This window comes from Rhizobacter sp. SG703 (assembly GCF_012275445.1).
Taxonomy (GTDB): Bacteria; Pseudomonadota; Gammaproteobacteria; order Burkholderiales; family Burkholderiaceae_C; genus Rhizobacter.
Genome location: NZ_JAAZQK010000009.1, coordinates 292,646 through 319,428 on the forward strand (window position 1 = coordinate 292,646; position 26,783 = coordinate 319,428).

The following is a 26,783-nucleotide window of genomic DNA, read 5'->3' on the forward strand; positions in this document are numbered from 1 at the left end:
CGCCCGCACCCCGGGCGCCAGCGACCTTGACGACGAGTTCCACGACCTCGCCTGCGCAGCCGCCCGTCGGCCGCCCGGCCGCGATGCGCTTCATCCTGCTGACGGTGCTGATCGACATGATGGCGATCGGCCTGATCGTGCCGGTGCTGCCGGTGCTGGTCGGCCGCTTCGCCGCCAACCCGGCCGAGCAGGCGTTCTGGTACGGCGCGGTCGCGTTCACCTTCGGCTTCGCGAACTTCTTCAGTTCGCCGGTGCTCGGGGCGCTGTCCGACCGCTACGGCCGCCGGCCGGTGCTGCTGCTCGGCTTCTGCGGCTTCGCGTTCAGCTTCTTCGCGACCGCGCTCGCGACGCAGCTGTGGGTACTGGTCGCGGTGCGGTTGGTCAGCGGTGCGCTGCAGGCCAACGCGGCAGTGGCCAACGCCTACGTGGCCGACATCACGGCGCCGCAGGACCGGGCCAAGCGCTTCGGCCAGCTGGGCGCGATGTTCGGCATCGGCTTCATCCTCGGGCCGGTGATGGGCGGGCTGCTCGGTGCCATCGACATCCACTACCCGTTCTTCGCAGCCGGCACGCTGGCGCTGGTGAACCTGGTCTACGGGTACTTCGTGCTGCCGGAATCGCTGCCGCCGGAGCGCCGCAACAAGGCGTCGATGCGCTCGCTGAACCCGGTGGCCGCGCTGATGCACCTGGGCAGCCTGAAGGGCGTCGGCGGGCTGATCGCGGTGTCGGGCCTGTGCACGCTGGCGCAGTTCGTGTTGCACACCTCGTGGGTGCTGTACACCGGGCTGCGCTTCGACTGGGGCCCGCGCGAGAACGGCTGGTCGCTGTTCACCGTCGGTGTCGCGTCGGCCATCGTGCAGGGCATGCTGCTGCAGCGGCTGCTGAAGCGCTTCGGCGCGACGCGTCTGGCCACCATCGGCCTGGTGTCGAGCACGCTGGCCAACCTGGGCTGGGCGCTCGCGACCGAGGGCTGGATGATGTACGCGGTGATCGGCTTCAACCTGTTCGGCTTCACGGTGGCGGCGGCCATCCAGAGCATCGTCTCGAACGCCGCAGACCCGCGCACGCAAGGCCAGACCATGGGCGCGATGGCCGCGCTGACCAGCCTGACCGCGGTGATCGCGCCGGTGATCGGCGCGCCGCTGCTGGGCGTCGTGTCGCACCTGCCGCACAACGACTGGCGCGTCGGCGCGCCGTTCTTCTTCTGCAGCGCGTTGCTGGCCGCGGCCACCGTCGTCGCGATCCGCCATTTCTCTCGCCAGACCCTGTCGACCGCGCCGGCCACCGCCGCGCCGGCCGATGCCACCTGAAGACACCGACATCCGCTTCACCATGCACGACAAGATCCTCATCCTCGATTTCGGCTCCCAGGTCACGCAGCTGATTGCGCGCCGCGTGCGCGAGGCCCACGTGTATTGCGAGATCCACCCGAACGATGTCGGCGACGCGTTCATCCGCGAGTTCGCACCGAAGGGCATCATCCTGTCTGGCAGCCACGCCAGCACCTACGAAGAGCACGAGCTGCGCGCGCCGCAGGCGGTGTGGGACCTGGGCGTGCCGGTGCTGGGCATCTGCTACGGCATGTTCACGATGGCGGTGCAGCAGGGCGGGCAGGTCGAGGCCAGCACGCACCGCGAGTTCGGCTATGCCGAAGTGCGGGCGCACGGCCACACCGCGCTGCTGAAGGGCATCGAGGACTTCAGCACCCCCGAAGGCCACGGCATGCTGAAGGTGTGGATGAGCCACGGCGACAAGATCACCGCGCTGCCACCCGGCTTCAAGCTGATGGCGTCGACGCCGAGCTGCCCGATCGCCGGCATGGCCGACGAATCGCGCGGCTACTACGGCGTGCAGTTCCATCCCGAGGTCACGCACACCGTGCAGGGCCGCGAGCTGCTGAACCGGTTCGTGCTCGACATCGCGAAGGCGAAGCCCGACTGGGTGATGGGCGACTACATCAGCGAAGCGGTGGCGCGCATCCGCGAGCAGGTCGGCAGCGAAGAGGTGATCCTCGGGCTGTCGGGCGGCGTCGATTCGAGCGTCGCCGCGGCGCTGATCCACCGGGCCATCGGCGACCAGCTGACCTGCGTGTTCGTCGACCATGGCCTGCTGCGGCTCGACGAAGGCCGCATGGTGATGGAGATGTTCGCCGGCCGGCTGCATGCGAAGGTGATCCATGTCGACGCGAGCGAGCAGTTCCTCGGCCACCTGAAGGGCGTGACCGACCCCGAAGCCAAGCGCAAGATCATCGGCCGCGAATTCGTCGAGGTGTTCCAGGCCGAGGCGAAGAAGCTGAAGTCGGCCCGGTGGCTCGCGCAGGGCACGATCTACCCGGACGTGATCGAGAGCGGCGGCGCCAAGACGAAGAAGGCGGTGACGATCAAGAGCCACCACAACGTCGGCGGCCTGCCCGAGACGCTGGGGCTGAAGCTGCTGGAGCCGCTGCGCGAGCTGTTCAAGGATGAAGTGCGCGAGCTGGGCGTGGCGCTCGGCCTGCCGCCCGAGATGGTGTACCGCCACCCGTTCCCCGGGCCGGGCCTGGGCGTGCGCATCCTCGGCGAGGTGAAGAAGGAATTTGCCGACCTGCTGCGCCGGGCGGACGCGATCTTCATCGAAGAGCTGCGCAACGCGCGCGATGCCGGGACCGGCAAGACCTGGTACGAGCTGACGAGCCAGGCCTTCACGGTGTTCCTGCCGGTGAAGAGCGTCGGCGTGATGGGCGACGGCCGCACCTACGACTACGTGGTGGCGCTGCGCGCGGTGCAGACCAGCGACTTCATGACGGCCGACTGGGCCGAGCTGCCGTACAGCCTGCTGAAGAAGGTGTCGGGGCGGATCATCAACGAGGTGCGCGGCATCAACCGGGTGACGTACGACGTGTCGAGCAAGCCGCCGGCGACGATCGAGTGGGAGTGAGGCCTCGGCCGACTGGTTTCTCATCCGGGAAAAGCTCGCTGCGGCGAGCTTTTCTCATGGTGCGTCCAAATCAGAGCAGCCGGCGCCCTGAAGACATCCCGCGGAGGCATTTGACTCTTTCATGATTTGGGATAAAAATCCCAAAAATGAACCAAGCGACTGCCGTACAGAACGCCCTTGCCAGCGCCGTCACCCGCGTCTTGCGGCCCTTGGTGCGACTGCTGCTTCGACATTCGATCCCCTTCGCCGCCTTCCAGGAGTTGGCGAAGCATGTCTACGTCGAGGTGGCGCTCCAGGAGTTCGCGCTGCCGGGCAAGAAGGCATCGATCTCCCGCGCATCGATCCTGACAGGCCTTTCCCGCAAGGATGTTCAACGCTTGCTGGATGGCGAAGGCCCCGACAGCGCCGCCACCGCGCAGGAGTACAACCGCGCGGCCCGCGTCCTCACCGGATGGATCCGCGATGCGGACTACCTCGACCCCTCCGGTGAGCCCTTGCCGGTTGAATTCGACGGCGAGCGCAGCTTTGCGACGCTCGTCAAACGGTACAGCGGCGACATGCCTGCCCGGGCCGTGCTCGACGAATTGCTGCGCGTCGGCGCGATCGGCAGGCGCGAAGACGGGCTCATCGAGCCCTTGCAGCGCGCCTACGTGCCGCAGGCCGGCGTGCTGGAAAAGCTGAGCATCCTGGGGCGCGACGCCTCCGACCTGATCGACACCATCGATCACAACATCCAGCACGGTTCGACCGACCCGCGGTACCAGCGCAAGGTGATGTACGACAGCATCCCGTCGCGCGATCTGGGGGCGTTCCGCAAGCTCAGTGCCGCGAAGGCTCAAGCCTTGCTCGAGACCCTGGACGGCTGGCTTGCGGCGCATGACGTCGACGACGAGCCGGGCACGCTCCCCGTGCCTCGATCCCGCGTCGGGCTGGGCATCTATTACTTCGAGGAGCCGGTGACGGCTCCCGACACGCAAAGAGGTTCGACATGAAGACACTCAGAATCGCCGGCGCCGGCCTTGTTGCGTCCGTCCTGATCGCTGCGGGCTGCGGCGGCGGCGGCGGGATCGGCGGGACGGGACAGGACGCAGGCACGATGCGGGTGTCGATCGGCGACGCCCCGGCATGCGGGTACGAAGCGGTGAATGTCACCATCGAGCGGGTTCGGGTGAACAAGAGCCCGACTGCCGGTGAAGGCGACGCCGGCTGGTCGGAGGTGGTGCTGTCGCCGGCCCGTCGCATCGACCTGCTCACGCTCACCAACGGCGTGCTGGAAGACCTTGGGCAGACCTCGTTGCCGGCCGGCCGGTACACCCAGCTTCGGCTGGTGCTGGCGACCAATGATGCGGCGCATCCGCTTGCCAACTCGGTGGTGCCGACCGGTGGCCAGGAGACGGCGCTCGAGACACCCAGCGCCGAGCAGAGCGGTCTCAAGCTGAACCTCGACGTGGACGTCCCTGTCGGGAAGGTCGTCGACGTGGCCCTCGACTTCGACGCGTGCAGGTCGATCGTTCGACTCGGCAACTCCGGCCGCTACAACCTGAAGCCTGTCCTCTCCGCGACGACTGTCTTGTCGGACGCCGGGCAGCGGGTTGTCGGCTACGTGGACCCCGCCGCCTCGATCGCCGGAACGACGGTGTCGCTGCAAAGCGGCGGCACCGTGGTGAAGGCCGCTGCGCCGGACGCGACCGGGAAGTTCGTGCTGTACCCCGTTCCTGTCGGAAGCTACGACCTCGTGGTCAGCGCCACGGGCCGCGTGACGGCGGTGATGACGGGGGTGCCCGTGACCCTCGCGGCGTACACATACGTCGCCAGTGCCAGTGCACCGCTCGTTCCGCCGGTCTCCACGCCGGCCGACCGGCCGGTGGGCGGAACGGTGATGCCGGCACCGGCCACGGTTCGTGCGCTTCAAACGCTCGGCGGCGCCACCACCGTCGAGGTCCGAGGCGGCAACGTCGATGGCCTCACCGGCGCCTTCCAGCTGCTGCTGCCCAACGGCGCGCCCGTCGCATCGCCCTACGCCGCCGATCCGCTGTTGCTGAACTTCAAGGCGGACGCGGGCGCCGCGGGTCACTACGTCGTGGAGGCCACATCCTCCGGCGTCTCGAAGACGCAGGCGGTGGACACATCGGTCCCGGTCGCCGAGTTGAATTTCACATTCCCCTGATCCCGCAACGATGCCGCACACCAAAGAATACGCCCCGCGCTCCCAGGCTCGCGCCTTCACTCCGGGATGGGGGCCCGTCTCCGTGGCCATGTGGGAGCACGGCAAGGGCGGCCGTTCCATGAGGCTTCGCCCGACCTGCCTGTCCGTGATTGCCATCGGCGGGGAGAGCAGGGCGGATCTCGAAGACCTGCTGATGGAATGCGATGTGGAACTGACGGTCGTCGAACGATCCGCCGCCGTCATCGAAGACCTGAAGCAGCGTTTCGGCGCGCTTTCGAAGTACGTCGCGTGGAAGGTGGGAGACGTCGTCGACCTCGACCTGCCCGACCACGCCTACGATCTCTGGTTCGATGCGAGGCACTACCGAACGATGCTCTGCGAAGCGCAGCGAGCCAGGTACGTGGACAAGATGCGCCGTTGCGTGCGCACGGGCGGCACCACGATGGTGGCGGGGCATCCGGCCGGCCGGCGCGGCGATTAGGCGAGGGCGGGTCGAGAGTTCGAGGTTCGTCCGAGATCGCACGGGGCAGTCAGCTCCAGGCAGCCCCCTTCCGCGGTTCCAGTGCATCGCCGGATTCGAGCTGTCGCCGATGCTGACCCCCGCCGGCTGCCCGACCTCAAGGGCTGATGCCCGCTCAGCCCAGCTTCATCGCGTACTCCACCCGCGACGCCATCTGCGGGTCGCTCGGCTTCTCGAAGCTGTTGCAGAAGGCCGCGGTGGCTCCGGCCACGTCGTTCGTGCCCTTCACCGCGTCGATCGCGCCCTTGTAGTCGCCCTGCAGCTCCTGCTTCAGGTAGCCGTAGTTGGCGGCCTGGCTCGACGGATCGATGTTGTTGGCCTTGGCGAAGTCGATCAGGCCCTGCTTGCGCACGCCGCCCCACTGGGCGATGCCGTAGCCGTTGCCGTTGTCGTCGGCCATGTTGCCGTTCGGCCCGCCGATGCCGCCGCCCTGCGTGATGCCGGAATTCATGCCGCCGCTCTCGTGCCACAGGTTGCCGACGATGCCGGCGGCCTGCGCGTCGTTGAGGCCGAAGTCCTTCTTCAGGTTGTCCTTCCACTGCTGCGCGACCTGCAGGCTCTCGCCGGGCTGCAGCGCCTGGGTCTGGGCCGCGCCGCTCAGCGGGCCGGCATCGCCGCCACCGCTGGCCGGCTGGGCCGCCTGGGCCGGTGCCTCGGTCACCGCGGCAGGGCCCTGCTCGGGCTGCGGCATCGCCTGCGCGCCGGGGTTCGCGCCTTCCACCGGTGCGGCTGTCACGGCCTCGCCGCCGCCCCATCCGCCACCGCCACCACCCCCCACGCCGCCAAGGCCCGAGAGACCGCCACCCCCGCCACCTCCGCCACCACCGCCGCCGTCCGGCGAGGGGTTCTGCTGGAAGGCCGCCATGAACTGCATCATCATGTACGCCAGCATCTCCAGCAGCTGCGGGTTCATCGTGGTGGCGTTCGGGTCCATCTCGCCGTCCTGGCCTTCGGCACCGCAGGCGCCTTCGACCGACGGCTCCTCGCTCGGCAGCTCGGTGCTCAGTTGCAGGTCGGCCGACTCGTCGACCGGATGGCAGCCGCCGGCATGCGTGGCGCCCGGGGATCCCAGGTGGCCCATCGAGCCGTAGTGGCCCATCGGTCCGAAGTGGGACATCGGCGACATGACGCCTACGCTCATGAGGATCTCCTTCAGGCCGGCAAGCGGTGTGGTGGTATCCGCCATGCTCGGCCCGTCGCGTCCCTCGCGAGGCCAGCGGCGCGAAGTGCCGTGCGGCCATGCGAAGCCCTGTTGGCCGGCACGGCACTGCCGGACTCACGAATGCAGGGCCCGCCGCGCGCGGGCTCAGGCCGCCGCGCCGATCGCCTGGCGACGCGGCAGCCGCGTGAACGCCAGCGCCGACAGGAAGGCCCCGATGCCCAGCGCGAACGCGCCGACGAAGAGCCACAGGTAGCTCGACAGCGTGTCGTAGATCAGCCCGCCCAGCACCGGCCCGAGCGCCATGCCGAGGCTGCTGGCCATCGTGATGCCGCCGATCACCGTGCCCATCATGCGCAACGGAAAATTCTCGCGCGCCAGCACCGCGAACAGCGGCATCACGCCCGCGTAGGTGAAGCCGAACAGCGCGGCGACGGTGTAGAAGCTTCCCAGCTCGCGCGCGAACACATACCCCAGCACCACGAGCGCCTGGGCGAGCAGCGCCAGCACCAGCACGCGCGCGGCTCCGAAGCGGTCGCCGAGCAGCCCGAACACCAGGCGGCCGCCCAGGCCGGCGAGTCCTTCCAGGCTGTAGATCGACACCGCCGCCATCAGCGGGATGCCGCAGGTGACGGCGTAGCTCACCGTGTGGAAGATCGGCCCGGAGTGGGTGGCGCAGCTCAGGAAGCTGGTCGACACCAGGATCAGGAAAGGCGCGGAGCGGATGGCCTGCCCGACGGACGTGGCCGGCTCCTGCACCGCGCCCGGTGCCGCGGCCGACGCAGCCGGCGCGAGCGCCGGCGGGCGGCGCACCAGCAACGCCACCGGCACCATGATCGCCACGGCCAGGGCGGCGACGAGCTGCAGCGAGGTTCGCCAGCCGTGCCCCTGCACCAGCCAGGCCGCCAGCGGCGACATGGTCATCGGCGCCATGCCCATGCCGGCCGACACCAGCGACACCGCCAGGCTGCGCCGCGTGTCGAACCAGCCGGTGACGCAGGCCATCATCGGTGCAAAGATCGCCGCCGCGCCGAAGCCGACGATCGCGCCGAACGACAGCTGGAACGCGAGCAGCGATGTCGCCAGGCTGGACAGCGCGAGACCGGCGGCGAGCAGCAAGGCGCCGGCCAGCACCACGCTGCGCGGGCCCACGCGGTCGCTGAGGTGGCCCCAGGCGATGCTGCCGACCGCGAGCGCCGCGAAGGCCAGCGTCATCGCGGCGGAGATCCCGGTGGTGGACCAGCCGGTGTCCTGCGCGATCGGCCGCAGGAACACCGGCAGCGAGAACAGCCCGCCGATCGCCACGCAGCCGAGCACGCCTCCGGCGGCCACGATGACCCAGCGATAGTGCGCGCGCAGCGCGTCGGTCCAGGAAGGCATGGTTCGGCTCCTTGTCGGTGGGTGGCACGGCGGAACGATTGCGCCGCCTCACCTCCACGACGAACGACGGCCGGCCGACTCGACAACCCAGCGACAGCTCAGCCCGCCAGGGCCTTCATCTGCGCGTACAGGTCCGCCTTCCCCTCGAAGCCGATCCCCGGCAGCTCCGGCAAGGTGACGTACCCGTTGTCGACCTTCACGCCGTCGGGAAAGCCGCCGTAGGGCTGGAACAGGTCCGGATACGACTCGTTGCCGCCCAGCCCCAGCCCGGCCGCGATGGCCAGCGACATCTGGTGCCCGCCGTGCGGCACGCAGCGCGATGCCGACCAGCCGTGCGCCTTCAGCATCTCCAATGTGCGCAGGTACTCGACCAGCCCGTAGCTCAACGCGCAGTCGAACTGCAGCCAGTCGCGGTCGGGCCGCATGCCGCCGTAGCGGATCAGGTTGCGCGCATCCTGCATCGAGAACAGGTTCTCGCCGGTGGCCATCGGGCCCGCATAGTGCTGCGCCAGTTCGGCCTGCAAGGCGTAATCGAGCGGGTCGCCGGCTTCCTCGTACCAGAACAGGTCGTACTGCGACAGCGCCTTCGCATACGCGATCGCGGTCTCCAGGTCGAAGCGCCCGTTCGCGTCGACCGCCAGCTTCTGCCCCGGCCCGAGCAGGCGCAGCACGGCCTCGATGCGCCGGCAGTCCTCGGCCAGCGACGCGCCGCCGATCTTCTTCTTCACCACCGAATAGCCGCGGTCGAGGTAGCCGCGCATCTCGCGCTCCAGCCCGTCCAGCCCCTGGCCCGGCCAGTAGTAGCCGCCGGCGGCATAGACGAACACCTTGCGGTCGGCGCGGCCGTTGCCGTAGCGCTCGGCCAGCAGCTGGAACAGCGGCTTGCCCTCGATCTTCGCGACGGCGTCCCACACCGCCATGTCGATGGTGCCGACCGCCACCGAGCGTTCGCCGTGGCCGCCGGGTTTCTCGTTGGTCATCATCGTGGCCCACACCTTGTGCGGATCGATGTTGTCGCGCTCTGCATCGCGCAGGCTCGCCGGATCGGCCTCCAGGATGCGCGGCAGGAAGCGTTCGCGCATCAGCGCGCCCTGGCCGTAGCGGCCGTTGGAGTTGAAGCCGTAGCCGATCACCGGCTTGCCGTCGCGGATCACGTCGGTGACCACGGCGACCAGGCTCAGCGTCATCTTCGAGAAGTCGATGTAGGCGTTGCGGATGCTGGACTGGATGGGCTTGGTCTGTTCGCGTATCTCGATGATCTTCATGGGGTGGGTTCCTGGGGAGGGGCACAGCGGGGTTCAGCGCGGCAGCGAGGCGCCGCCGCAGATCTGGAGGTCCTGGCCGGTGATCGCGGCCGCGGCGGGGGAGAGCAGGAAGCCCACCAGCGCGGCGATCTCGTCGGGGCGGATGAGCCGGCCGATCGGCGGCAGCACGGGCGCGGCAGCCTGCCGGGCGGGGTCGTCGGTCATCGCCGTCTGCGTGGCGGCCGGCGACACCACGTTGACCGTCACGCCGTGCGCCACCACCTCGGCGGCCCAGCTGCGCGACAGGCCGGCCAGCGCGGCCTTGGTCGCCGCATACTGGCTGCGGCCGGCCTTGCCCTGCGCGACGCGGCTGCCGATCAGCACGACGCGGCCGTGCCCCGCGGCCACCATCGCCGGCAGCAGCCGGTTGCCGATGCGCTCGGCGGCATCGACGTGCAGGCGCCACATCAGTTCGCCGTCGGCGGGCTGCAGGCTGCCGAGGCTGCCCACGCGCAGCACGCCGGCGGCATGCACGAAGGCCTGGGCGACGGCCAGGTGCTGCAGCGCGGCGTCGGTCGCCGCGCCGTCGGCCAGGTCGACGCGCAGCGCATGGAAATGCAGGTGGTCGAGGGTGGCCGGCCCGAGGTCGAGGCCGCTGACCAGCCAGCCGTCTTCGAGCAGCGCCTGCGCGATGGCCCGCCCGATCCCGGAGCTGCTGCCGGTCACGACCGCATGGCGTTCATTCGGCACGGATCTTCCCCTCGGTCACGATGCGCTGCGACAGCGCCATGTCGTCCTTCTGGAAGCGCACGAAGTCGTCGATCGATCCCGGCGTCAGCAGCAGCCCCTGCGGCGTCAGCTGCTCGCGCATGTCGGTGCCCAGCGCCTTGTTGACCTCGGCGTTCAGGCGCACCGCGATCTCCTTCGGCAGGCTGGCCGGGCCCCACAGGCCGTACCAGCTGTAGAACTCGTAGCCCGCCACCGTCTCGCCGACGGTCGGCAGGTCGGGCTGGCTGGGCACGCGGTGCTTCGACGTGACGGCCAGCACCTTCAGCTGGCCCGCCTTCGCGAACGACGCCGAGCCGAGGATCGGGTCGATGAAGGCATCGACGCTGCCGCCGATCAGGTCCTGGTAGGCCGGCGCCGACCCTTTGTACGGCACGATCAGGTAGTCCATCTGCCCGGCGCGGCGCAGCATCTCGGTGCTCAGGTGCCCGGCCGAACCAGCCGAGCCGATCGCGAAAGTCAGCTTGCCCGGGTGGGCGCGCGCATAGGTCAGCAGGCCCTTGACGTCGTTGAACGGCAGGTTCTTGTTGACCGCGATCGCCAGCGGTGCCTTGGCCACCAGCGCCACCGGCGCAAAATCCTTCACCACGTCGTAGGCCGCGGTCTTCTGCGTCATCGGCGTGGTGGTGAAGGTCGATGCGCTGAACAGCAGCGTGTAGCCGTCGCCCGGGGCGCGGGCCACCGCCGAGGCGCCGATGGTGCCGGCGCCGCCGGCGCGGTTGTCGACGATCACCGTCTGGCCGAGTTGCTGGCCCAGCTTCTGCGCCAGCAGGCGACCCACCACGTCCAGCGTGCCGCCGGGCGGGAACGGGATGATCATCGTGATGGGCTTGGCCGGCCAGGGTTCGGCCCGTGCGACGGTGCCCAGGCCGAGCAGCGCGGCGGCTGTGGCAGCGGCGGCAGCGCCAAGAAGAAAGCGTTGGCGATTCATGTCGTCTCCTGTGTCTTGTCCGGGTGGGCTCAGCGCTTGAGCAGGCCGGCCTGGGCGACCGCGGCGCGCAGCGCGGCCATCTCCGCCTCGTTCGGCGCCTCGGTGGGCGGGCGCACGGTCGGCGCGTCCAGCACGCCGGCCAGGTACATGCCCATCTTCATGCGCGCATGGGCCTCGCCGGTCGGTTCGCCGCCGCCGTAGACGGCATCCTTCAGCGGCGTGATGACGGCCTGCACCGCGACGGCCCGCTTCAGGTCGCCGGCCTTCACCGCTTCCCACAGGTCGTTGATCAGGCTCGGGATGAAGGTCGCGAAGCCCACCAGCGCGCCGTCCACGCCTTGCACCATCGACGCCAGCAGGTACTCGTCGTGGCAGGTGAGGATCGCCTTGCTCGCATCGGCCTGGCGGATCGCGGCGATGTCGGCGGCGTACTTGTTCATGTCGCGCTGGCCGACCTTGAACGCGGCGACGGCGGGCAGGCGGGCCAGCTCCGCGAGCGTCGCCGACGAGTACGACGCGCGCGTCCATGCCGGGTAGACGTGCGCCACCAGGTCGAGCCCGACCGATGCGATGGCCTCGAAGTAGCGCATCACGTGGTCGGGCCGGAAGCCGAAGCGCAGCCAGTGGTGCGGCGGCATCACGTCCAGGGCCTTGGCGCCGGCTTCGCGTGCCATCGCGGCCTGCTCGGTGGCGTCGCGCGTGCCTTCGCAGACGATCGACGAGACCACCGGCAGCCGGCCCTGCAGCTCGTCGGCGACGATGCGCGTCACCTCGGCCCGCTCGCGCGGCAGCAGCGAGAACACCTCGCCGGTGTGGCCGTTGGTCATCACGGCCACCACGCCGGGCTGCGTGGCCAGCCACGACGCGTGCTTGCGCAGCGCGGGCTCGTCGATGCGGTGGTCGACGGTGAACGGGCAGGCGATCGCGGGGATGATGCCGCGGTAGTTCCGGATCGTGCGCATGGGTCGTGTCTCCTGTTGTTTGTTGAACAATCGCCGTGGATCTTGCGCGCCGCGGCCGTCCGTGGCCAATGCCGCTTGGGTCTTCTTCCATGCCTTGTGAGCACCGCCCATGAACCTGATCTGGCTCGACGATTTCCTGACCCTGGCGGCCAGCGGCAGCTTCTCGCGCGCGGCGCAGGAGCGGCACATGACGCAGCCGGCCTTCAGCCGCCGCGTGCGGGCGCTGGAGGACTGGCTGGGCGTGGTGCTGTTCGACCGCAGCACCCAGCCCGCGACGCTGACCGAGGCCGGCGAGTGGTTCCGCGCGGTGGCGCAGGAGCTGCTCACGCGCGTGGCGGGCATTCCCGACCAGGCGCGTGCGGTGGCCGATGCGAGTTCGGCGACGCTGCGCATCGCGTCCACCCATGCGCTGTCGTTCAGCTTCCTGCCGGGCTGGTTGCGGGGGCTGGAGTCTCGGCTGGCGACATGGCCAGGGCAGGGATCGGGGCAAGGGTCGGGGCAGGGGCCGGGCCCGGTGCAGCTGATCTCCGACGTGATGCAGCAATGCGAGGCGCTGATGCAGCAGGGCCGCGTGCAGTTCCTGTTGTGCCATGGCCATGACCAGGTGCCGAGCCGGCTGGACCCGGCATCGCACCACTCGGCCGTGGTCGGCCACGACGCGCTGTTGCCGGTGTCGGCGCCCGACGCGTCCGGCCGGCCGCGCCACTCGCTCGACGGTGCCGTCGGCAAACCGGTGCCGCTGCTGGAGTACAGCGCCGAGTCCGGCATCGGCCGCCTGGTGCGTGCGTTGCGGGGCAGCGCGCTGGCCGAAGCCGCGACGCAATCGGCACTGACGGCCCACCTGGCCAGTGTGCTGAAGACGATGGCGCTGGACGGCCGCGGCGTGGCCTGGCTGCCGCGCAGCCTGATTGCCGACGACCTGGCCGCCGGCCGCCTGGTCGCCGCCGGCGGCGCGCCGTGGGCGATCGAGGTCGAGATCCGCCTGTTCCGGCCGCGCGCGCCGTTGCCGCGGGCGGCCGAACGCTTCTGGGCCGTGGTCGAGCAGGCGCTCGAGCCGCGATGAACATGTCCGAAAGCGGCCAGCGCCTGCGCGGACGCCGTTCATCATCCGCGGCTTCCAACGGGAGAAGCCGATGCAGCAGGATGAAGCCGAAGACTTCGTGGCGCGATTTGCCCACGCGTGGGCCACGAAGGATGGGGATGCGTTCCTGGCCTTGTGGCATCCGGACGGCGAGTTGCATTCGCCGATCTACGACCGGGTGATCCTCGGCCGCGAGCTGGGGCGGCTGAACGAGCTGCAACGCAAGGCCACGCCCGCCCTCGTGTGGGAGCTGTTGTCGTGGACCTGCCGGGGCGACATCGTCCACATCGAATGGAAAAGCTCGAACCGCTACGGCGAGCGGGTGGTCTCCTGGTGCGGCGTGGACAGGATGACGCTCGAGACCGGGCGGATCCGGGAGGAGATCGTCTACGTGGATACCGCCCCGTTGCAGGCGATGAAGATGGGCATCGCGCTGCAGCCGCTGATCCACGTGCCGCGCTGAGTTCCCTAGCCTGCCAGGAATCCGCCGTCTGTCGCAAGCACGTGGCCCACGACATAGAGCGCCTCATCAGACATCAGCCAGATGACGGCGGCGGCCACTTCTTCCGGATGACCCATCCTGCGCAGCGGCAGGCCTGCCGCGACCGCGCGCATGTCCGCGATGCCGGCCGAACGCATCATGTCCGTGACCACGCGCCCCGGCGCGACGGCATTGATCCGGATCCCTGAGGATGCGTATTCCATTGCAGCCGAGCGCGTGAGCGAGTTGGCCGCTGCCTTCGACGCGCTGTAGAGCGACAGCCCCGCATTGGGATTGCGGATCCCGCTCACGCTGGTGTTGTTGACGATCGTTCCGCCGCCGCTCGCCAGCATGGCCGAAATGGCATGGCGCATCGCATGACAAAGTGCTCGCACGTTGGTGTCGAACACGCGGGCGTACACCTCGTCGCCTTGCTCCGCCAACGGCGCCCGGCGCTCCTGGTACCCCGCGTTGTTGAACACCGCGTCCAGCCTGCCGAACCGGGCTTGCGCCTGCCGGATGGTCGAGGCCACGTCGCATTCGCGGGTCACATCGGCCACGACGCAGAGACTGTCGGCACCGTGCTCGCGGATCTCGGCGGCGAGTGACTGGCCGAGCTCCTCTCTCCGGCCTGTCACGACGACGGCGGCGGCGCCTTCTGCGGCCATTCGCAGCGCCGTTGCGCGGCCGATGCCGCTGGTGGCGCCGGTGACCAGGCACACGCGGCCCTTCAGGCGGCCCGCGGTGGGAAGTTGCGGCGCGGCACCGGCGAGTTCCTCGATGGTGGGTGTCGAACTCATGGTCGCCTCCTCGCGAAACGCTGCTCGATGACGTCGTGGCCCCATGGCGCGCCAGGCCTCTCTTCCACGAAGATGAATCCGTGCGATTCGTAGAGATGCCGGGAGGCAGGCGACCCGCTGCAGGTTCTCACGCGTGTTTCAGAGAAGCCGCGCTTGTCGGCAAAGTCCAACGCGCGGGCCAGCAGCTTGCGCCCCACGCCGCGGCCCCGGACGCCGTCATCCACGATGAACCAGCGCAGGTGAGCGACTGCTGCACCCGGATCGTCACCGTCGATCGCGACCGAGCCGACGATGTCGCCACCTTGCACGGCCGTCCAGATGCCGTTCTGCGGGCTGTCGAGCCGGTCGCAGAATTCCGCTGCGCCTGCCGCGACAGCGGACTCGAGGCGTTGCGTGCAGCCAGCGTCCCGGGCGCAGGCCAGCGCATGCATCTGGGTGATCCTGGCGATGAGCCCCGGCTGGTAGCCCGGCACCACCTCGACCGCCGACGAGCCGGCACGGGCTCCGTGCCCGTCTCGCAGCGCCTTGCTGTAGAGCTGCAGTCCGTCGAGAACGGTGCGGTGCTGACCTGGCCTGAGGCGGCTCAGCGCATCGGCGACCTGGGCGCGCGCGTGGGCGTGAATGGCCGACACGCGCCGTCGCCCCGCCGGCGTCAGCGACAGCAACTTGATCCGGCTGTCGTGTTCGCCGGGCCCTTCGCAAACGTCGCCCGATTCCACGAGCTTGCGCAGCATGCGGCTGATGCTGGATTTTTCCAGGCGCAGACGCAGGCTCAGGTCCTTCGCACTGATGTCGCCGCTCTCCATCTCGATCAGGGCATGGACAGCGGACGGTGACAGGTCCATGCCCGCAAATCGGCCGCCCATGAACCCCCAGTCGCGCGCCATCGAGCGCGAGGCGGCTCGAATCTCCTCGACCAGGGATCGTTCCGCATTCACGACATTGCTCATATGGTTGCACAATACAACCATATGGGTGGATCATGCAACCGGCCCGGCCGAGGTCAGCGCGGCGCCGCTTGCGTGAGCCGGTAGATCAGCAGCGCGGCTCGGATGGCGCCCCGCTCGATCGATGCGATCTCGAGGTCTTCGTCGTCGGTGTGCGCACCGCGACCCTGCGCGCCGAGGCCGTCGATGCCGACGGTGTAGGGCGCGACGAATTGCACGTCGCCCGCGCCGCGCAGCGACGGATCGAGCACGTCGATGCGACCCAGGCCGGCATCCACGCTGGCTTTCGAGTAGAGCTCCACCAGCGTGCGGCCCGCCTCGGTCGGCGGCATCGGCGGGTAGCTCTCGCTGAAGCTGATCGTCGCCGAGGTGCCGGGCAGGTTGCCCGACGACACGATGGCCTGCATCTTCTGGCGTGCGCGTTCGCCCTGCTCGGGCGACAGGTAGCGCAGGTCGCTCAGCACCTGCGCATCGCGCGCGATCACGTTGGACTTGCCGAACGCGCTCGCCGTCGCCGTGTCGTCGGCATACGAGACAGTGGTGCCGCCGAAGACGAGGCCTGGGTTGAAGGTCAGGCTGGGCTCGATCACCTGTTCGCGAAACGCGTTGAGGATGCGCGCCGTCTCGTAGATCGCGCCGTATCCCGATTGCGGCGAGAACACGCCCATCGAATGCGCCGCCTTGCCCTTGACGTGCAAGGTCCAGCCGCCCGACGAGCGGCGCGCGATGCTGGCGGTGTCCACGCCGTCGTGCTTGTTGCTGCCCTCGAACGACAGCGCGTAGTCGGTGCGCTTGCCCATGGCCACCATGTCGGCACGGGCCGTCTGCAGCGGCCTGCCGCCACGCTCCTCGTCGCCGGTGAACATGATCTCGATGTTGGCGCGCTCCAGCGCACCCACGCCCTGCAGCGCGCGCAGTGCCTCGATCAGGATGACGTCGCCGCCCTTCATGTCGTTCACGCCCTGGCCGCGCACCCGGTCGCCCCGGCGCTCCCACAGCGGCACAGCGCTGCCCTGCTCGAACACCGTGTCCAGGTGCCCGAGCAGCAGCACGCGCTTGCCCTGGCCGCCTTCGTGCGTCGCGACCAGGTGCCCCGCGCGCTTCATCGCCGGCGGCATGTCGATCCAGCGGGTCTTGAAGCCCAGCGCGTCGAGCTCGGCCCGGAAGATCTCGCCGACGGCGCGCACGCCGTCGGGATTCAGCGTGCCGCTGTTGATGCGCACCGATTTCTCGAGCAGCTCCAGCGCCGCGGTCGTGCGCTGCCTGACGGCCGCGACGATCTGCTGCTCTGTTTCCGACAGCTGCGCGTGCGCGGTCCCGGTCAACGCAAGGAAGACGGTGGCGCCGGCGATGGCTCGTTTGAACATCGGTTGTCTCCAGTTCATGGTGGCGGGGTCAGCAGACCGTTGTGGGGAAATGAAGCAGCCAGTGTGTCCCATGCTTCGATCGACTGGCCAGGCGTCATCGCCGCACCCGCAGCCTGCTCGGCCTCGAACCGCGCCGCCCCCAGCGCCCCGCGCGATGCCGCCATCAGCGGCGCGATGAACGCCTCGTCCACCGGATCGGCCCGCTCTCCATCCTCGCGCCGTCCCGCCAGCGCTACGCCGAACAGCCTTGCCGCCTGCGCATGGTCCCCCAGCGCCGATGCCAGGCCCGCGGCCGCTTCCGCCAGCCGTGGTCCCATCTTCGACAGGCCGTCGCGCAGCACCAGCGGCCACAGCACCCGCAGCGTCTCGCATGCCGCCTGCAACTGCCCGGTGGTGACCTGCACCTGCGCCAGGTTGCATTGCAGCTGCCCGGTCACCGATGACGGCAGCTCGAGCCGCTGCGCCAGCGCGATGGCCTCGTCGTACAGCGCCTGCGCCTGCGCATGGCGGGCGACACCGCGATGGATTTCGGCGACGTTGTTCAGGCTGACCACCAGGCGGATGTCGGGCACGCCGCGCGAGCGCAGCAGTTCGGTCGCCTGCTCGTAGGCGGACAAGGCCTCGTCGGCGCGCCCGAGCGCATGCCATGCGTTGGCGCGCAGGCTCAAGGCCACCGCGCTGCGCTCGGCGTCGTCGGCCGATGCGGCGAGCTCGCCGCCCTGGTCGGCCCAGCGCAAGGCCTCGTCGTAGAAGCCGCGCTTGTAGGCGATGTGCGACATCGCCAGCAGCGCCTTGCCGCGCAGTGCGTCGTCGAGTCCCTGCGCATCTCGTGCCAGCGCGATGGTGCCCAGGCGGTAGCCCGCATCGAGCGGGCCGGCAAAGGTCCAGTAGCGGCCGAGCGCCGCCACGAAACGCCAGCCGGCGTGCGCGCCGCCGGGCAGGTGGGCGCACCAGTCGTGCGCCGCGATCAGGTTGTCCTGCTCCGCCTTCAGCCGGCGCAGCCACGTGTGCTCGCCCGGACCGTGCAGGTGCCCGCCGGCCTCCTCGGCAAATGCGACGAAGTGGGCCAGGCAGCGCGTCCGCACCGCCTGCGCTTCACCGGCTTCGTCGAGCAGGTCTTGCGCAAACTGGCGCACCGTCTCGAGCATGCGAAAGCGCGGTTCGGGCAGGGTCTCGGGCGCCATCGCGAGCAATGACTTGTCGTGCAGCTGCGTCAGGATCTGCAGCGCCTCGTAGTCGTCGTCGATGCCGGCCGCGACCGCCGCCGCGCCCAGCGTGCAGCCGCCGACGAACACCGAGAGCCGCGCGAAGACCCGCGCTTCCGGCGCCGACAGCAGCTTGACGCTCCACTGCAGCGTGGCGCTCAGCGTGCGGTGGCGCGGCGGTGCGTGCGAGCTGCCGGTGAGGAAGCGGAATCGGTCGTCCAGCCGCGCGCGGATCTCGTCGACCGCAAACATGCGCACGCGTGCCGCGGCCAGCTCGATCGCGAGCGCGAGGCCATCGAGCCGCCGGCAGATGTCGGCGACGACGGGCGCGTTGGCCGCGGTCAGCACGAAGTCGGGCTTCGCCAGTTGCGCGCGGTCGACGAACAAGCGCACCGCATCGGCCTCGAAGGCGGATGGCGGCGGCACATCGGCATCGTCCGCACCTGGCAGTTGCAGCGACCCCACCGCGAAGATCTGCTCGCCCGGCAAGCCCAGCGCCTCGCGGCTGGTGGCGAGGATGCGCAGCCCGGCGCAGGCGGCGAGCAGGCGGTCGACGAGCCGGGCCACGGCATCGATGAGGTGCTCGCAGTTGTCGAGCACCATCAGCGCGCTTGCGCTACCGATGTGCGCGCACAGCGCGTCGACCGGATCGGCGCTCGTGGCCTGCGGGGAGCCGGCGGCCGATGCCGCCGCGGCGTGCAGGCGCTGCGGGTCCTGCAAGGCGGCCAGGTCCACGAACCACGGACCCCCGGCAACGGCCCCGACCTGGCGCCGCGCCAGCTCGATCGCCAGCCGGGTCTTGCCGCTGCCGCCGGCGCCGGTGAGCGTCAGCAGCGGCGCCCGTTCCAGCAGCCCGGCGCAGTCGGCCAACGCGCGCTCGCGGCCGATGAAGCGGGTGCGCATCACCGGCAGGCGGTGCGGCGCGGGGGCGGGCCGGGCCGCAGCCTCGACGCGCCCGGCGTCGGCCTCGCGCGGCGCCGCAGTGAATTGGTACCCCCGCCGCTTCACGGTGGCAATCGCTTCCGGCCCCAGCAGCTTGCGCAGCGCCGAGATCTGCACCTGCAGGTTGTTCGGCTCGACCACCAGGCCGGGCCATGCCAGATCGATCAGCTCGTGCTGTCCCACCACCTGGTCGCGCCGCTGCGCCAGCGCGATCAGCACGTCGAGGGCCCGCACGCCGAGCGCTGCCGGTTGGCCGCCGTCCAGCAGCAGGCGTTCGGCGGGCCGCAGTTCGAAGCGGCCGAAGTGGAGCGGTGTCGACAAGGGTTGGTGCGGTTTCAGCTTGGTTTCAGGTGGGTGAAGGACGCGGCCAGGGCGCCTGCCGGACAGTCGCCCCATTGCCTCAGACCCCCGGGAGACTGCCGATGGATTTCATCACGATCATTGTCCGCACGCTGTCGCGCCGATCGACACCATCGCGCTTCACGATGGATCGCGGCCAGGGTGCTGCCGCGCCATGCGAAGCCGAGGCCGATGGCGACAGCCTGCGGCTCTATGTCGATGGCCGCTTCGAAGGTTGGATCGATGGCGTGGCGCGCTTGTAGCGTCAACACGCCGTCATGGGCGGGCCGCACAGTCCGCCGGCCATCCACTCCGTGTCCGACCATGACGCACCATTTCTTCTCTGCGGCCACCCTGAAGGTCGTTGCCATTGCCCTCATCGCGGTGAACGCGCTCGCGGCCCGCGCCGACGAACTGCCGCGCTGGGACACCGCCATCACGAAGTACAACGAGAAGCAGGTCCGCGACTTCCACCCGATGTTCGACTTCGATTCCGACGGCTGCTACCCGGCGACGCCGTTCAACCGCAACAACAACCTGAGCCAGAACCCGGGCCTGAATGCCACCGGCACGGTGCAGGGCGCCTGCCGCGACGGCGGCTGGGGCAACTATGCCAACACCATCCATCGCCAGCTCTGCCGCGAGACGGTGGAGGGCGGCGACCGCATCGAGCGCTGCGCGCATTTGTACGAGCTGTACTTCGAGAAGGACCAGGCGATCGGCCTGAGCTTCCTGGGCGGCCACCGGCACGACGTCGAGACGGTGATCGTCTGGACCGGCAAGAAGAACGGCGGCGACGACTTCATCTCGCACGTGTCGGTCAGCGCGCACGGCAACTACACCACGCGGCCGATGGCCGGGCTGGAGAACCACTGGGGCCACCCGCTGGTCGTGTACCACAAGGACGGCGCCGGCACGCACGCCTTCCGCTTCGCCAATGCCGATGACCATGCGCATGTGGAGTTCATCGGCAACTGGGGCGAGTTCTACGCGCCGGACATCATCAGCCACTACAGCGCCGTCGCGCAGTGGAACGGCGACGAGTGGACCCGCTACCAGGCCAACCGCAACTACCGCATCGCGCTGGAGAACTCGAACTTCGGCAGCGCGAGCTTCAAGACCCGCAACGACGGCGAGATCATGAACCAGGTCAACAACGCCGCGCCGCGCGGCGATGCGTTCTGGGCGAATGTCTGGTTCCTGTGGGACGACGTGTGGGCCACGCGCGCGAAGGAGTTCCAGGCGAATTATCCGCAGACGTATACGCGGATCAGCGAGTGATCGAGGCCTGGGCGCCTCAGAACGTGACCACCACCGATTCGGCGCTGCGTTTCGCCTCGCCGTGGAACACCGCCTCGATGTTGTTGCCGTCCGGGTCGAGCAGGAACGCGGCGTAGTAGCCCGGGTGGTACGGCCGCTCGCCGGGCTTGCCGTTGTCGCGGCCGCCGGCTTCGAGGCCGGCGCGGTAGAACGCATCCACCACCTTGCGGTCGCGCGCCTGGAAGGCGAGGTGGTGGCGGCCGGTCAGGTGGCCTTGCGCGGCCTGGCTGTCGGCGGTGGAGACGAACAGTTCGTCGATCCAGAAGTAGTCCGCGGCGCTGCCGCCCACCGGGATCTCCAGCACCCGGGCCACCGCTTCGTAGAAGCGCTTGCTGGCCGCGATATCCGACACGACGAGCTGCAGGTGATCGATGAGACGGCCGCGGTGAAGTTGCTGGGCTTCCATGGGGACTCCTCGGTGGTGGACGGCCCGGTCTGATTTGAACCGCCGCGCGGAGTTCCGCGCTCATCGAGGTGGAGTGGATACAGAAATCTGTATCATCTTCGAATGAAGACCACCCTCGACATCAACGACGAACTGTTGGCTACCGCGAAGGCGCTCGCTGCTCGCCAGCGAACCACGCTGACTCGCCTCATCGAAGAGGGCCTGAAGCTGCGGCTGAATGCCTGGCAGGGGGCGGCGCCGCGCGGCAAGTTGCGTCTGCCGGTGTTCAAGGGGCGTGGAGGGCTGGTGGCAGGCATCGACCCGCTCAGCAACAGATCGCTGCTGGAGGCGTTGGGCGATGACACCTGACGTGAACGTGCTGGTCGCGGCATTCCGCAGCGACCATCCCCACCATATCGTGGCCCGACCATGGCTTGAACAGGCCGTCGCCGCGGTGTCGTCCGGGACCACGCTGACGGTGATGCCGATGGTCGTGGCCAGCTTTCTGCGACTGGTGACCAGTCCCAGAATCTTCCGGTCTCCGACGCCGATCGAGCAGGCCGTCGACTTTGTCGATGCGCTGCTTGCCGTACCGGGGGTGCAATTGATGGAGCTGGGATCGGAGTGGCCCCGTTTGCGCCGGCTTTGCCTCGACAAGCAGTTCGCCGGCAATCTGCTACCCGACGCCTGGCTCGCTGCGGCCGTCGTGCACTCTGGCGAGCACCTCGTGAGTTTTGATCGGGATTTCAGGAAGTCGATCAACCGTGCTCACTTCACGCTGCTGGAGGCGTCGGCCTGACTGGCCGGTGCATGGCAAGAACGTCGGACGAATGTGTCGCAGATGAAAACGAACAAGACGATCCTCGCCGGGTCGGAGCAATTTGGCTTGCCGGGATTTGACGAGTTGCCCGCCGCGTCGACGCCGGCCTCGCCGGTGGTCATGGCTGGTCGCGCGGGCGCCGGCGCGCAGCACCTCGGTCTTTTTTTCGCCGTGCGGCCTCCACCTGCGCTTGCCCTGCGTGTCATCGAGCTGGCAACCCGCCTGCGCAACGAGCACGGCCTTGTCGGCAAACTGCTCACGCCGGAGCGCCTGCACGTCACGTTGCGCCCGATGGTCGACGACGAAGCACACCTCGACGCGGCGATGCGCGCCGGCGCGAGCTTGGTGCACGACGGCTTCGAGCTGGCCTTCGACCGCGCGATGAGCTTCCCCGGCAGCGGCGCGTTCGTGCTGCGCAGCAGCGGCAACCTGCCGGCGCTCGCCGCGTTCCGGCGCCGCTTGAACCTCGCGATGGGCGACACCGACGCGCAAGCCTCGCGCAGCGCCACGCCGCACATGACGCTGCTGTACGACCGCAAGCACGGCATCGCCGAGCATCCGATCGAACCGATCGGCTGGCACGCGAGCGAGTTCGTGCTGGTCCGCAGCCATGTCGGCTTCGGCCGCCACGAAACGCTGGGCGCCTGGCCGCTCGCTTGAATGCCGTCACCCGAAGCCGTTCCCCGGCATCCGGCCGTCGTTCCCGCCCGACCACCGGTACGCGCCGCACGCTGAGGTACGATGCCGACCGCCCCGAACCCGGCTACCCTGCGGCCCGCAGGCCCGGACTGGCATCGGGCGGGGATGACAGATGAAAGCCACCTTCGGATTCGTGTCGCTGCTGATCGCGCTGGCGATCATCGGCATCGTGATCAACAAGCAGTTGAAGGCCGTCGGCAAGGTGCCGGTGGTGGCCGCCGACGGCAGCGTGTCGCAGGGCGGCGCCGCCGCAAGCGGCACGGCGCGCGAGCAATCGCAGCAGCTGCAGCAGAAGGTTCGCAGCGACGTCGCCAAGGCGCTGGAGCAGGGCGCCGCGCAAGGCGCTGCCCGGCAGGACGACGCCGGCAAGTGATGTCGGCCGCCGACGAACACGCGATGCGCATCGCGCTCGACCAGGCCCGCAATGCGTGGCTGGTCGGCGAGGTGCCGGTGGGCGCGGTCATCATGCGCGCCGGCCAGGTCATCGCCACCGGCTACAACCGCCCGATCACCGAGCACGACCCGACCGCGCATGCCGAGATCGTCGCGTTGCGCCATGCCGCGACGCTGCTCGCCAACTACCGCCTGCCCGAGTGCGAGCTGTACGTGACGCTGGAGCCCTGCGCGATGTGCGCGATGGCCTTGATGCATGCGCGCTTCAAGCGCGTGGTGTTCGGTGCGCGCGACCCGAAGACCGGCGCGGCCGGGTCGGTGATCGACCTGTTCGCCGAAGCCCGGCTGAACCACCACACGCAGATCGAAGGCGGCGTGCTGGCCGGCGACTGCGGCGGCGTGCTGCGCGAGTTCTTCGCCGAACGCCGCGAGCTGTACCGGCAGCGTCGCGCCGGCCTGCAGATCCCATCCCCCGAGCCGGCTGACGAGCCGTCCGGCATCCCCACCGGAGAGGTACTCGAGATTGAGCCCGCACCATCCTTCCCACCTGCATTCGCACCACGATCACCATCACGATGATGAGCCGGCCGGGCGTTCGCTGACGATCCTGTCGCCGGCCGGCGTGGTCGCGAGCGCGGCACCGCTGCGCCGCGCGGTCAAGCGGCTGACGGCGCTCGGCTTCGAGGTGAGCGTCGACGAATCGGCGCTCGCGAAGCACCAGCGCTTCGCCGGCGACGACGACCTGCGCCTGGCCGCGCTGCACCGCGTGGCCGGCCAGGCGCCGTCGATCGCGATGGCGGCCCGCGGCGGCTACGGCCTCACGCGGCTGCTCGACCGCATCGACTGGAAGCTGCTTGCGCACAGCGTCGAGCACGGCACCCGCTGGGTCGGGTACAGCGACATGACGGCGCTGCAGCTCGGCCTGCTGGCGCACGCCAAGGCTGCCAGCTGGGCCGGCCCGATGGCCTGCGGCGACTTCGGCGCCGAGGTGCTCGACGAGGTGACGCCCGACTGCTTTTCCGAAGCGATGACCGGCGAACTGGAGGCCGTCGGCTTCCGCACCGAAGCCGGCTTCGACGGGCTGGAGCTGAAAGGCACGCTGTGGGGCGGCAACCTGTGCGTGCTGAACGCGCTGCTGGGCACGCCGCATTTCCCGAAGGTCAAGGGCGGCATCCTGTTCGTCGAGGACGTCAACGAGCACCCGTACAGGATCGAGCGCAGCCTGCTGCAGCTGCACCAGGCCGGCGTGCTCGGCGCCCAGAAAGCGGTTGTTCTCGGTGCATTCACCGAGTTCCGCAAATCGCCGCTGGACCGCGGGTACACGCTGAAGAGCATGGTCGAGCACCTGCGAAGCGTGACGAAAGTCCCGATCCTGACCGGTTTGCCGTTCGGCCACGTGCCGACCAAGCTGACACTCCCGGTCGGTCGCAAGGTCACCCTGCTGGTCGACGGCCGCAACGTCCTCATCGGGTGGTGATCCGGCAAGTTTCTTGCTAGCACCGAATGCCCTGCGGCCTTGCGCGGGGAATGCCTGTGGAAACCCCTGGCAAACCGGCTGCTCGCCGGGCTTTATCATTGCCGACTGCCTCGCGGCGACCTGGCCACAAGCCGGGTTGTGTGAGGCTCTTGTTTTTTGTCCGGCCCGTGCTTACCCGCACGCGCCGCTTGTCTGCTGTCGAAGGAGTGCGCGGGATGCGGGGATCTGGATCGTGGCTGGGCCGTGGGCTGGCAGCCCTGCTCGCCACCTGCGCCGTGCTGGCCGGCTGCGACAACAGCCCGCAGCCCAAGGGTGCCGCGCTGACGAACACGATGTTCACCGCGTACCAGGAGCGCTCGCCGCGCTACCTCGACCCGACCGCCTCGTACGCCAACAACGAAACGCCGATCACGTACCAGGTCTATGACCCGCTGTACGCCTACCACTACCTGAAGCGGCCGTTCGAGCTGATCCCGAAGACGGCCGCCGAGATCGCGCACCCGCACTACCTCGACAAGAACGGCCAGCCGCTGGCCGACGACGCGCCCGGCGAGCTGGTCGCCGAGAGCATCTACGACGTGAAGATCAAGCGCGGCGTGCTGTACGCGCCGCACCCGGCCTTCGCGAAGAACGAGCGCGGCGAGTACCTGTACCACGACCTGAAGCCGGCCGACACCGAAGGCAAGCGCTCGCCGTGGGACTTCGCGAAGACCGGCACCCGCGAGCTGGTCGCCGACGACTTCGTCTACGCGCTGAAGCGCCACGCGACGCCGCGCATCGAGGCACCGATCTACGGCATCTTCTCGGAATACGTGATCGGCCTGAAGGAGTACGGCGCGCAGATCAAGGCCGAGGACGCCAAGCTGCGCCAGGGGCTCGACCCGGCCTCGCTGGACAAGCCCTTCCTCGATTTCCGCAAGTGGCCGCTGGCCGGCGCGAGCGCTCTCGACGACCACACGCTGCGCATCCGCATCCGCGGCAAGTACCCGCAGTGGAAGTACTGGATGGCGATGACCTTCCTGGCGCCGGTGCCGTGGGAAGCCGACAAGTTCTACGCGCAGCCGGGCATGGCGAAGAACGGCCTCGCGCTGACGCGCTGGCCGGTCGGCACCGGCGCGTACATGCTGACCGAGTACGTGCAGGACCGCCTGCACGTGCTGAGCCGCAACCCGAACTACCGCGAAGACCTCTACCCCTGCGAAGGCGAGCCCGAGGACAAGGCCGCCGGGCTGCTGAAGGACTGCGGCAAGCCGATGCCCTTCATCGACAAGCTGGTCTTCAACAGCGAGAAGGAGAAGGTGCCGTACAAGGCCAAGTTCGTGCAGGGCTACCTCGATGAACCCGAGGTCGAGCGCGTCGACTGGGGCCCCGATTTCCTGGCCGATGCGAATGACTCCGACGAGGTCCGGAAGCGCTACGAAGAGCGCGGCTTCCAGTTCCCGCAGACGGTCGACATCTCGATCTGGTACCTCGGCTTCAACATGCTCGACCCGGTGGTCGGCAAGGGTGCGACGGCCGAAGAAGACGAGCGCCACCGCAAGCTGCGCCAGGCCGTCTCGATCGCGATCGACTGGGAAGAGGGCTACGGCCGCATCTTCATCCAGAAGGGTGGCGTCGCCGCGCACGGCCCGGTGCCGGCCGGCCTGTTCGGCTCGCGCCACGGCACGCCCGAGGGCTACAACCCGATCACCCACAAGATGGTCGACGGCAAGGTGGTGCGCCGCTCGATCGACGAGGCCAAGCAGCTGCTGGCCGAGGCCGGCTACCCCGATGGCCGCGATGCGAAGACCGGCCGCCCGCTGGTGCTGAACTACGACTTCCAGCGCGCGATCACGCCGGAATTCCGCGCCGAGCTCGACTGGATGGTCAAGCAGTTCGCGAAGATCGGCGTGCAGCTCGAGATCCGCGCGACCGACTTCAACCAGTACCAGGACAAGACGCTGAAGGGCAAGCACCAGATCTTCTGGGCCGGATGGCTCGCCGACTACCCCGATGCCGAGAACTTCCTGTTCCTGCTGTACGGGCCGAACTCGAAGAGCCGGCACGAGGGCGAGAACATCGCCAACTACGACAACCCCGAGTACGACAAGCGCTACAAGCAGCTGCAGCTGCTCGAAGACGGCCCGCAGAAGCAGAAGGTGATCGACGAGATGGTCGACATCGTGCGCAAGGACGCGGTGTGGTCGTTCGGCTACTACCCCTATGCGGCCGGCGCCTACCAGCAGTGGGTCACCAACGGCAAGCCGACCATCATGATCCGCGACATGGTGCGCTACCACCGGCTCGACCCGGCGCTGCGCGCCGTCAAGCAGGCCGAGTGGAACCACCCGGTGTACTGGCCGCTGCTGCTGATCGCGGCGGCGCTCGCGCTGCTCGCCTGGATCGCGCGGCGCGGCTTCGTCGCGCGCGAACGCGCCAACGCCCTGGCCGGCGTCGCCACCCGTCCCGCGAAAGCCTGACCG

Annotated in this window: 27 protein-coding genes; 16 read left to right on the top strand and 11 right to left on the bottom strand. The window is 69.2% G+C overall.

What is annotated here, in order from left to right; translation table 11 throughout:
- Positions 1 to 26: 26 nt before the first annotated feature.
- The 5 genes from FHT26_RS20660 to FHT26_RS20680 all read left to right on the top strand — a co-directional run bounded on the left by FHT26_RS20660 (position 27) and on the right by FHT26_RS20680 (position 5,564).
- Positions 27 to 1,310, top strand: a complete 1,284-nt coding sequence (locus tag FHT26_RS20660; protein WP_246868019.1) for an MFS transporter — start codon at positions 27 to 29, stop codon at positions 1,308 to 1,310.
- 22 nt (positions 1,311 to 1,332) lie between these two features.
- A complete protein-coding gene (guaA, locus tag FHT26_RS20665) occupies positions 1,333 to 2,916 on the top strand; it encodes a glutamine-hydrolyzing GMP synthase (protein ID WP_168562017.1) in 1,584 nt (527 codons plus the stop codon).
- 146 nt (positions 2,917 to 3,062) lie between these two features.
- Positions 3,063 to 3,908 carry a DUF6502 family protein gene (locus FHT26_RS20670; RefSeq protein WP_168561973.1) on the top strand — a complete coding sequence of 282 codons (846 nt, stop codon included), beginning with the start codon at positions 3,063 to 3,065 and terminating at the stop codon, positions 3,906 to 3,908.
- Complete coding sequence (locus tag FHT26_RS20675; RefSeq protein WP_168561974.1) at positions 3,905 to 5,083, top strand: DUF4382 domain-containing protein; 1,179 nt, start codon at positions 3,905 to 3,907, stop codon at positions 5,081 to 5,083. The genes FHT26_RS20670 and FHT26_RS20675 overlap by 4 nt, the downstream gene beginning before the upstream one ends.
- Before the next feature lie 10 nt (positions 5,084 to 5,093).
- Positions 5,094 to 5,564, top strand: a complete 471-nt coding sequence (locus tag FHT26_RS20680; protein WP_168561975.1) for a class I SAM-dependent methyltransferase — start codon at positions 5,094 to 5,096, stop codon at positions 5,562 to 5,564.
- Positions 5,565 to 5,718: 154 nt separating this feature from the next.
- Here the strand turns inward: FHT26_RS20680 and FHT26_RS20685 are convergent, their stop codons facing one another.
- The 6 genes from FHT26_RS20685 to FHT26_RS20715 all read right to left on the bottom strand — a co-directional run bounded on the left by FHT26_RS20685 (position 5,719) and on the right by FHT26_RS20715 (position 12,065).
- Positions 5,719 to 6,744: a phage tail tip lysozyme gene (locus FHT26_RS20685; RefSeq protein WP_246868020.1), complete on the bottom strand. Its 1,026-nt coding sequence runs from the start codon at positions 6,742 to 6,744 to the stop codon at positions 5,719 to 5,721.
- Between the two features lie 165 nt (positions 6,745 to 6,909).
- Entirely contained in the window at positions 6,910 to 8,142 is a 1,233-nt protein-coding gene (locus FHT26_RS20695) for an MFS transporter (protein ID WP_168561976.1), read from the bottom strand.
- Between the two features lie 98 nt (positions 8,143 to 8,240).
- The gene (locus tag FHT26_RS20700) at positions 8,241 to 9,407 is read right to left on the bottom strand and encodes a mandelate racemase/muconate lactonizing enzyme family protein (protein ID WP_168561977.1); all 1,167 of its coding nucleotides are present in this window, start codon (positions 9,405 to 9,407) and stop codon (positions 8,241 to 8,243) included.
- Positions 9,408 to 9,440: 33 nt separating this feature from the next.
- On the bottom strand, positions 9,441 to 10,136 hold the full coding sequence (locus FHT26_RS20705; RefSeq protein WP_168561978.1) for an SDR family oxidoreductase: 696 nt from the start codon (positions 10,134 to 10,136) through the stop codon (positions 9,441 to 9,443).
- Positions 10,126 to 11,103 (bottom strand): Bug family tripartite tricarboxylate transporter substrate binding protein, encoded by a 978-nt coding sequence (locus FHT26_RS20710; protein ID WP_168561979.1) that lies wholly within the window; start codon positions 11,101 to 11,103, stop codon positions 10,126 to 10,128. Before FHT26_RS20710 ends, FHT26_RS20705 begins: the two co-directional genes overlap by 11 nt.
- Positions 11,104 to 11,132: 29 nt before the next feature.
- Positions 11,133 to 12,065: a dihydrodipicolinate synthase family protein gene (locus tag FHT26_RS20715; RefSeq protein ID WP_168561980.1), complete on the bottom strand. Its 933-nt coding sequence runs from the start codon at positions 12,063 to 12,065 to the stop codon at positions 11,133 to 11,135.
- Positions 12,066 to 12,174: 109 nt separating this feature from the next.
- Here FHT26_RS20715 and FHT26_RS20720 point away from each other — a divergent pair, with 109 nt between their 5' ends.
- A complete protein-coding gene (locus FHT26_RS20720; RefSeq protein ID WP_168561981.1) occupies positions 12,175 to 13,128 on the top strand; it encodes a LysR family transcriptional regulator in 954 nt (317 codons plus the stop codon).
- A gap of 70 nt (positions 13,129 to 13,198) precedes the next feature.
- Positions 13,199 to 13,609: a nuclear transport factor 2 family protein gene (locus FHT26_RS20725; protein ID WP_168561982.1), complete on the top strand. Its 411-nt coding sequence runs from the start codon at positions 13,199 to 13,201 to the stop codon at positions 13,607 to 13,609.
- A 5-nt stretch (positions 13,610 to 13,614) separates the two neighbouring features.
- Here the strand turns inward: FHT26_RS20725 and FHT26_RS20730 are convergent, their stop codons facing one another.
- The 4 genes from FHT26_RS20730 to FHT26_RS20745 are packed head-to-tail and all read right to left on the bottom strand — an operon-like array spanning position 13,615 to position 19,209.
- Complete coding sequence (locus FHT26_RS20730; RefSeq protein WP_168561983.1) at positions 13,615 to 14,427, bottom strand: SDR family NAD(P)-dependent oxidoreductase; 813 nt, start codon at positions 14,425 to 14,427, stop codon at positions 13,615 to 13,617.
- Positions 14,424 to 15,377, bottom strand: a complete 954-nt coding sequence (locus FHT26_RS20735) for a bifunctional helix-turn-helix transcriptional regulator/GNAT family N-acetyltransferase (RefSeq protein ID WP_168561984.1) — start codon at positions 15,375 to 15,377, stop codon at positions 14,424 to 14,426. The genes FHT26_RS20730 and FHT26_RS20735 overlap by 4 nt, the downstream gene beginning before the upstream one ends.
- A 53-nt stretch (positions 15,378 to 15,430) precedes the next feature.
- Positions 15,431 to 16,741 carry a M20/M25/M40 family metallo-hydrolase gene (locus tag FHT26_RS20740; protein WP_168561985.1) on the bottom strand — a complete coding sequence of 437 codons (1,311 nt, stop codon included), beginning with the start codon at positions 16,739 to 16,741 and terminating at the stop codon, positions 15,431 to 15,433.
- Between the two features lie 14 nt (positions 16,742 to 16,755).
- Positions 16,756 to 19,209, bottom strand: coding sequence for an ATP-binding protein (locus FHT26_RS20745; RefSeq protein ID WP_168561986.1), 2,454 nt, complete (start codon positions 19,207 to 19,209; stop codon positions 16,756 to 16,758).
- A 101-nt stretch (positions 19,210 to 19,310) separates the two neighbouring features.
- Here FHT26_RS20745 and FHT26_RS20750 point away from each other — a divergent pair, with 101 nt between their 5' ends.
- Positions 19,311 to 19,490, top strand: a complete 180-nt coding sequence (locus FHT26_RS20750; protein ID WP_168561987.1) for a hypothetical protein — start codon at positions 19,311 to 19,313, stop codon at positions 19,488 to 19,490.
- Between the two features lie 61 nt (positions 19,491 to 19,551).
- Positions 19,552 to 20,508, top strand: coding sequence for an NPP1 family protein (locus FHT26_RS20755; RefSeq protein WP_168561988.1), 957 nt, complete (start codon positions 19,552 to 19,554; stop codon positions 20,506 to 20,508).
- A 16-nt stretch (positions 20,509 to 20,524) separates the two neighbouring features.
- On the opposite strand, the gene FHT26_RS20760 is transcribed toward FHT26_RS20755, so the two are convergent.
- Positions 20,525 to 20,953, bottom strand: coding sequence for a VOC family protein (locus FHT26_RS20760; RefSeq protein ID WP_168561989.1), 429 nt, complete (start codon positions 20,951 to 20,953; stop codon positions 20,525 to 20,527).
- Positions 20,954 to 21,055: 102 nt separating this feature from the next.
- Here FHT26_RS20760 and FHT26_RS20765 point away from each other — a divergent pair, with 102 nt between their 5' ends.
- The 7 genes from FHT26_RS20765 (at position 21,056) to FHT26_RS20795 (ending at position 26,780) form a co-directional block, all read left to right on the top strand.
- The gene (locus FHT26_RS20765; protein ID WP_168561990.1) at positions 21,056 to 21,301 is read left to right on the top strand and encodes a DUF2191 domain-containing protein; all 246 of its coding nucleotides are present in this window, start codon (positions 21,056 to 21,058) and stop codon (positions 21,299 to 21,301) included.
- Positions 21,291 to 21,731 carry a TA system VapC family ribonuclease toxin gene (locus FHT26_RS20770; RefSeq protein ID WP_168561991.1) on the top strand — a complete coding sequence of 147 codons (441 nt, stop codon included), beginning with the start codon at positions 21,291 to 21,293 and terminating at the stop codon, positions 21,729 to 21,731. Before FHT26_RS20765 ends, FHT26_RS20770 begins: the two co-directional genes overlap by 11 nt.
- A gap of 42 nt (positions 21,732 to 21,773) precedes the next feature.
- Entirely contained in the window at positions 21,774 to 22,412 is a 639-nt protein-coding gene (locus tag FHT26_RS20775; protein WP_168561992.1) for a 2'-5' RNA ligase family protein, read from the top strand.
- A gap of 151 nt (positions 22,413 to 22,563) precedes the next feature.
- Entirely contained in the window at positions 22,564 to 22,824 is a 261-nt protein-coding gene (locus FHT26_RS20780; protein ID WP_210427508.1) for a hypothetical protein, read from the top strand.
- Positions 22,824 to 23,423, top strand: a complete 600-nt coding sequence (gene tadA / locus FHT26_RS20785; RefSeq protein WP_168561993.1) for a tRNA adenosine(34) deaminase TadA — start codon at positions 22,824 to 22,826, stop codon at positions 23,421 to 23,423. The genes FHT26_RS20780 and tadA overlap by 1 nt, the downstream gene beginning before the upstream one ends.
- Complete coding sequence (locus FHT26_RS20790) at positions 23,368 to 24,321, top strand: LD-carboxypeptidase (protein WP_490362803.1); 954 nt, start codon at positions 23,368 to 23,370, stop codon at positions 24,319 to 24,321. Before tadA ends, FHT26_RS20790 begins: the two co-directional genes overlap by 56 nt.
- Before the next feature lie 215 nt (positions 24,322 to 24,536).
- The gene (locus FHT26_RS20795; RefSeq protein WP_168561994.1) at positions 24,537 to 26,780 is read left to right on the top strand and encodes an ABC transporter substrate-binding protein; all 2,244 of its coding nucleotides are present in this window, start codon (positions 24,537 to 24,539) and stop codon (positions 26,778 to 26,780) included.
- The last annotated feature ends 3 nt before the right edge of the window (positions 26,781 to 26,783 follow it).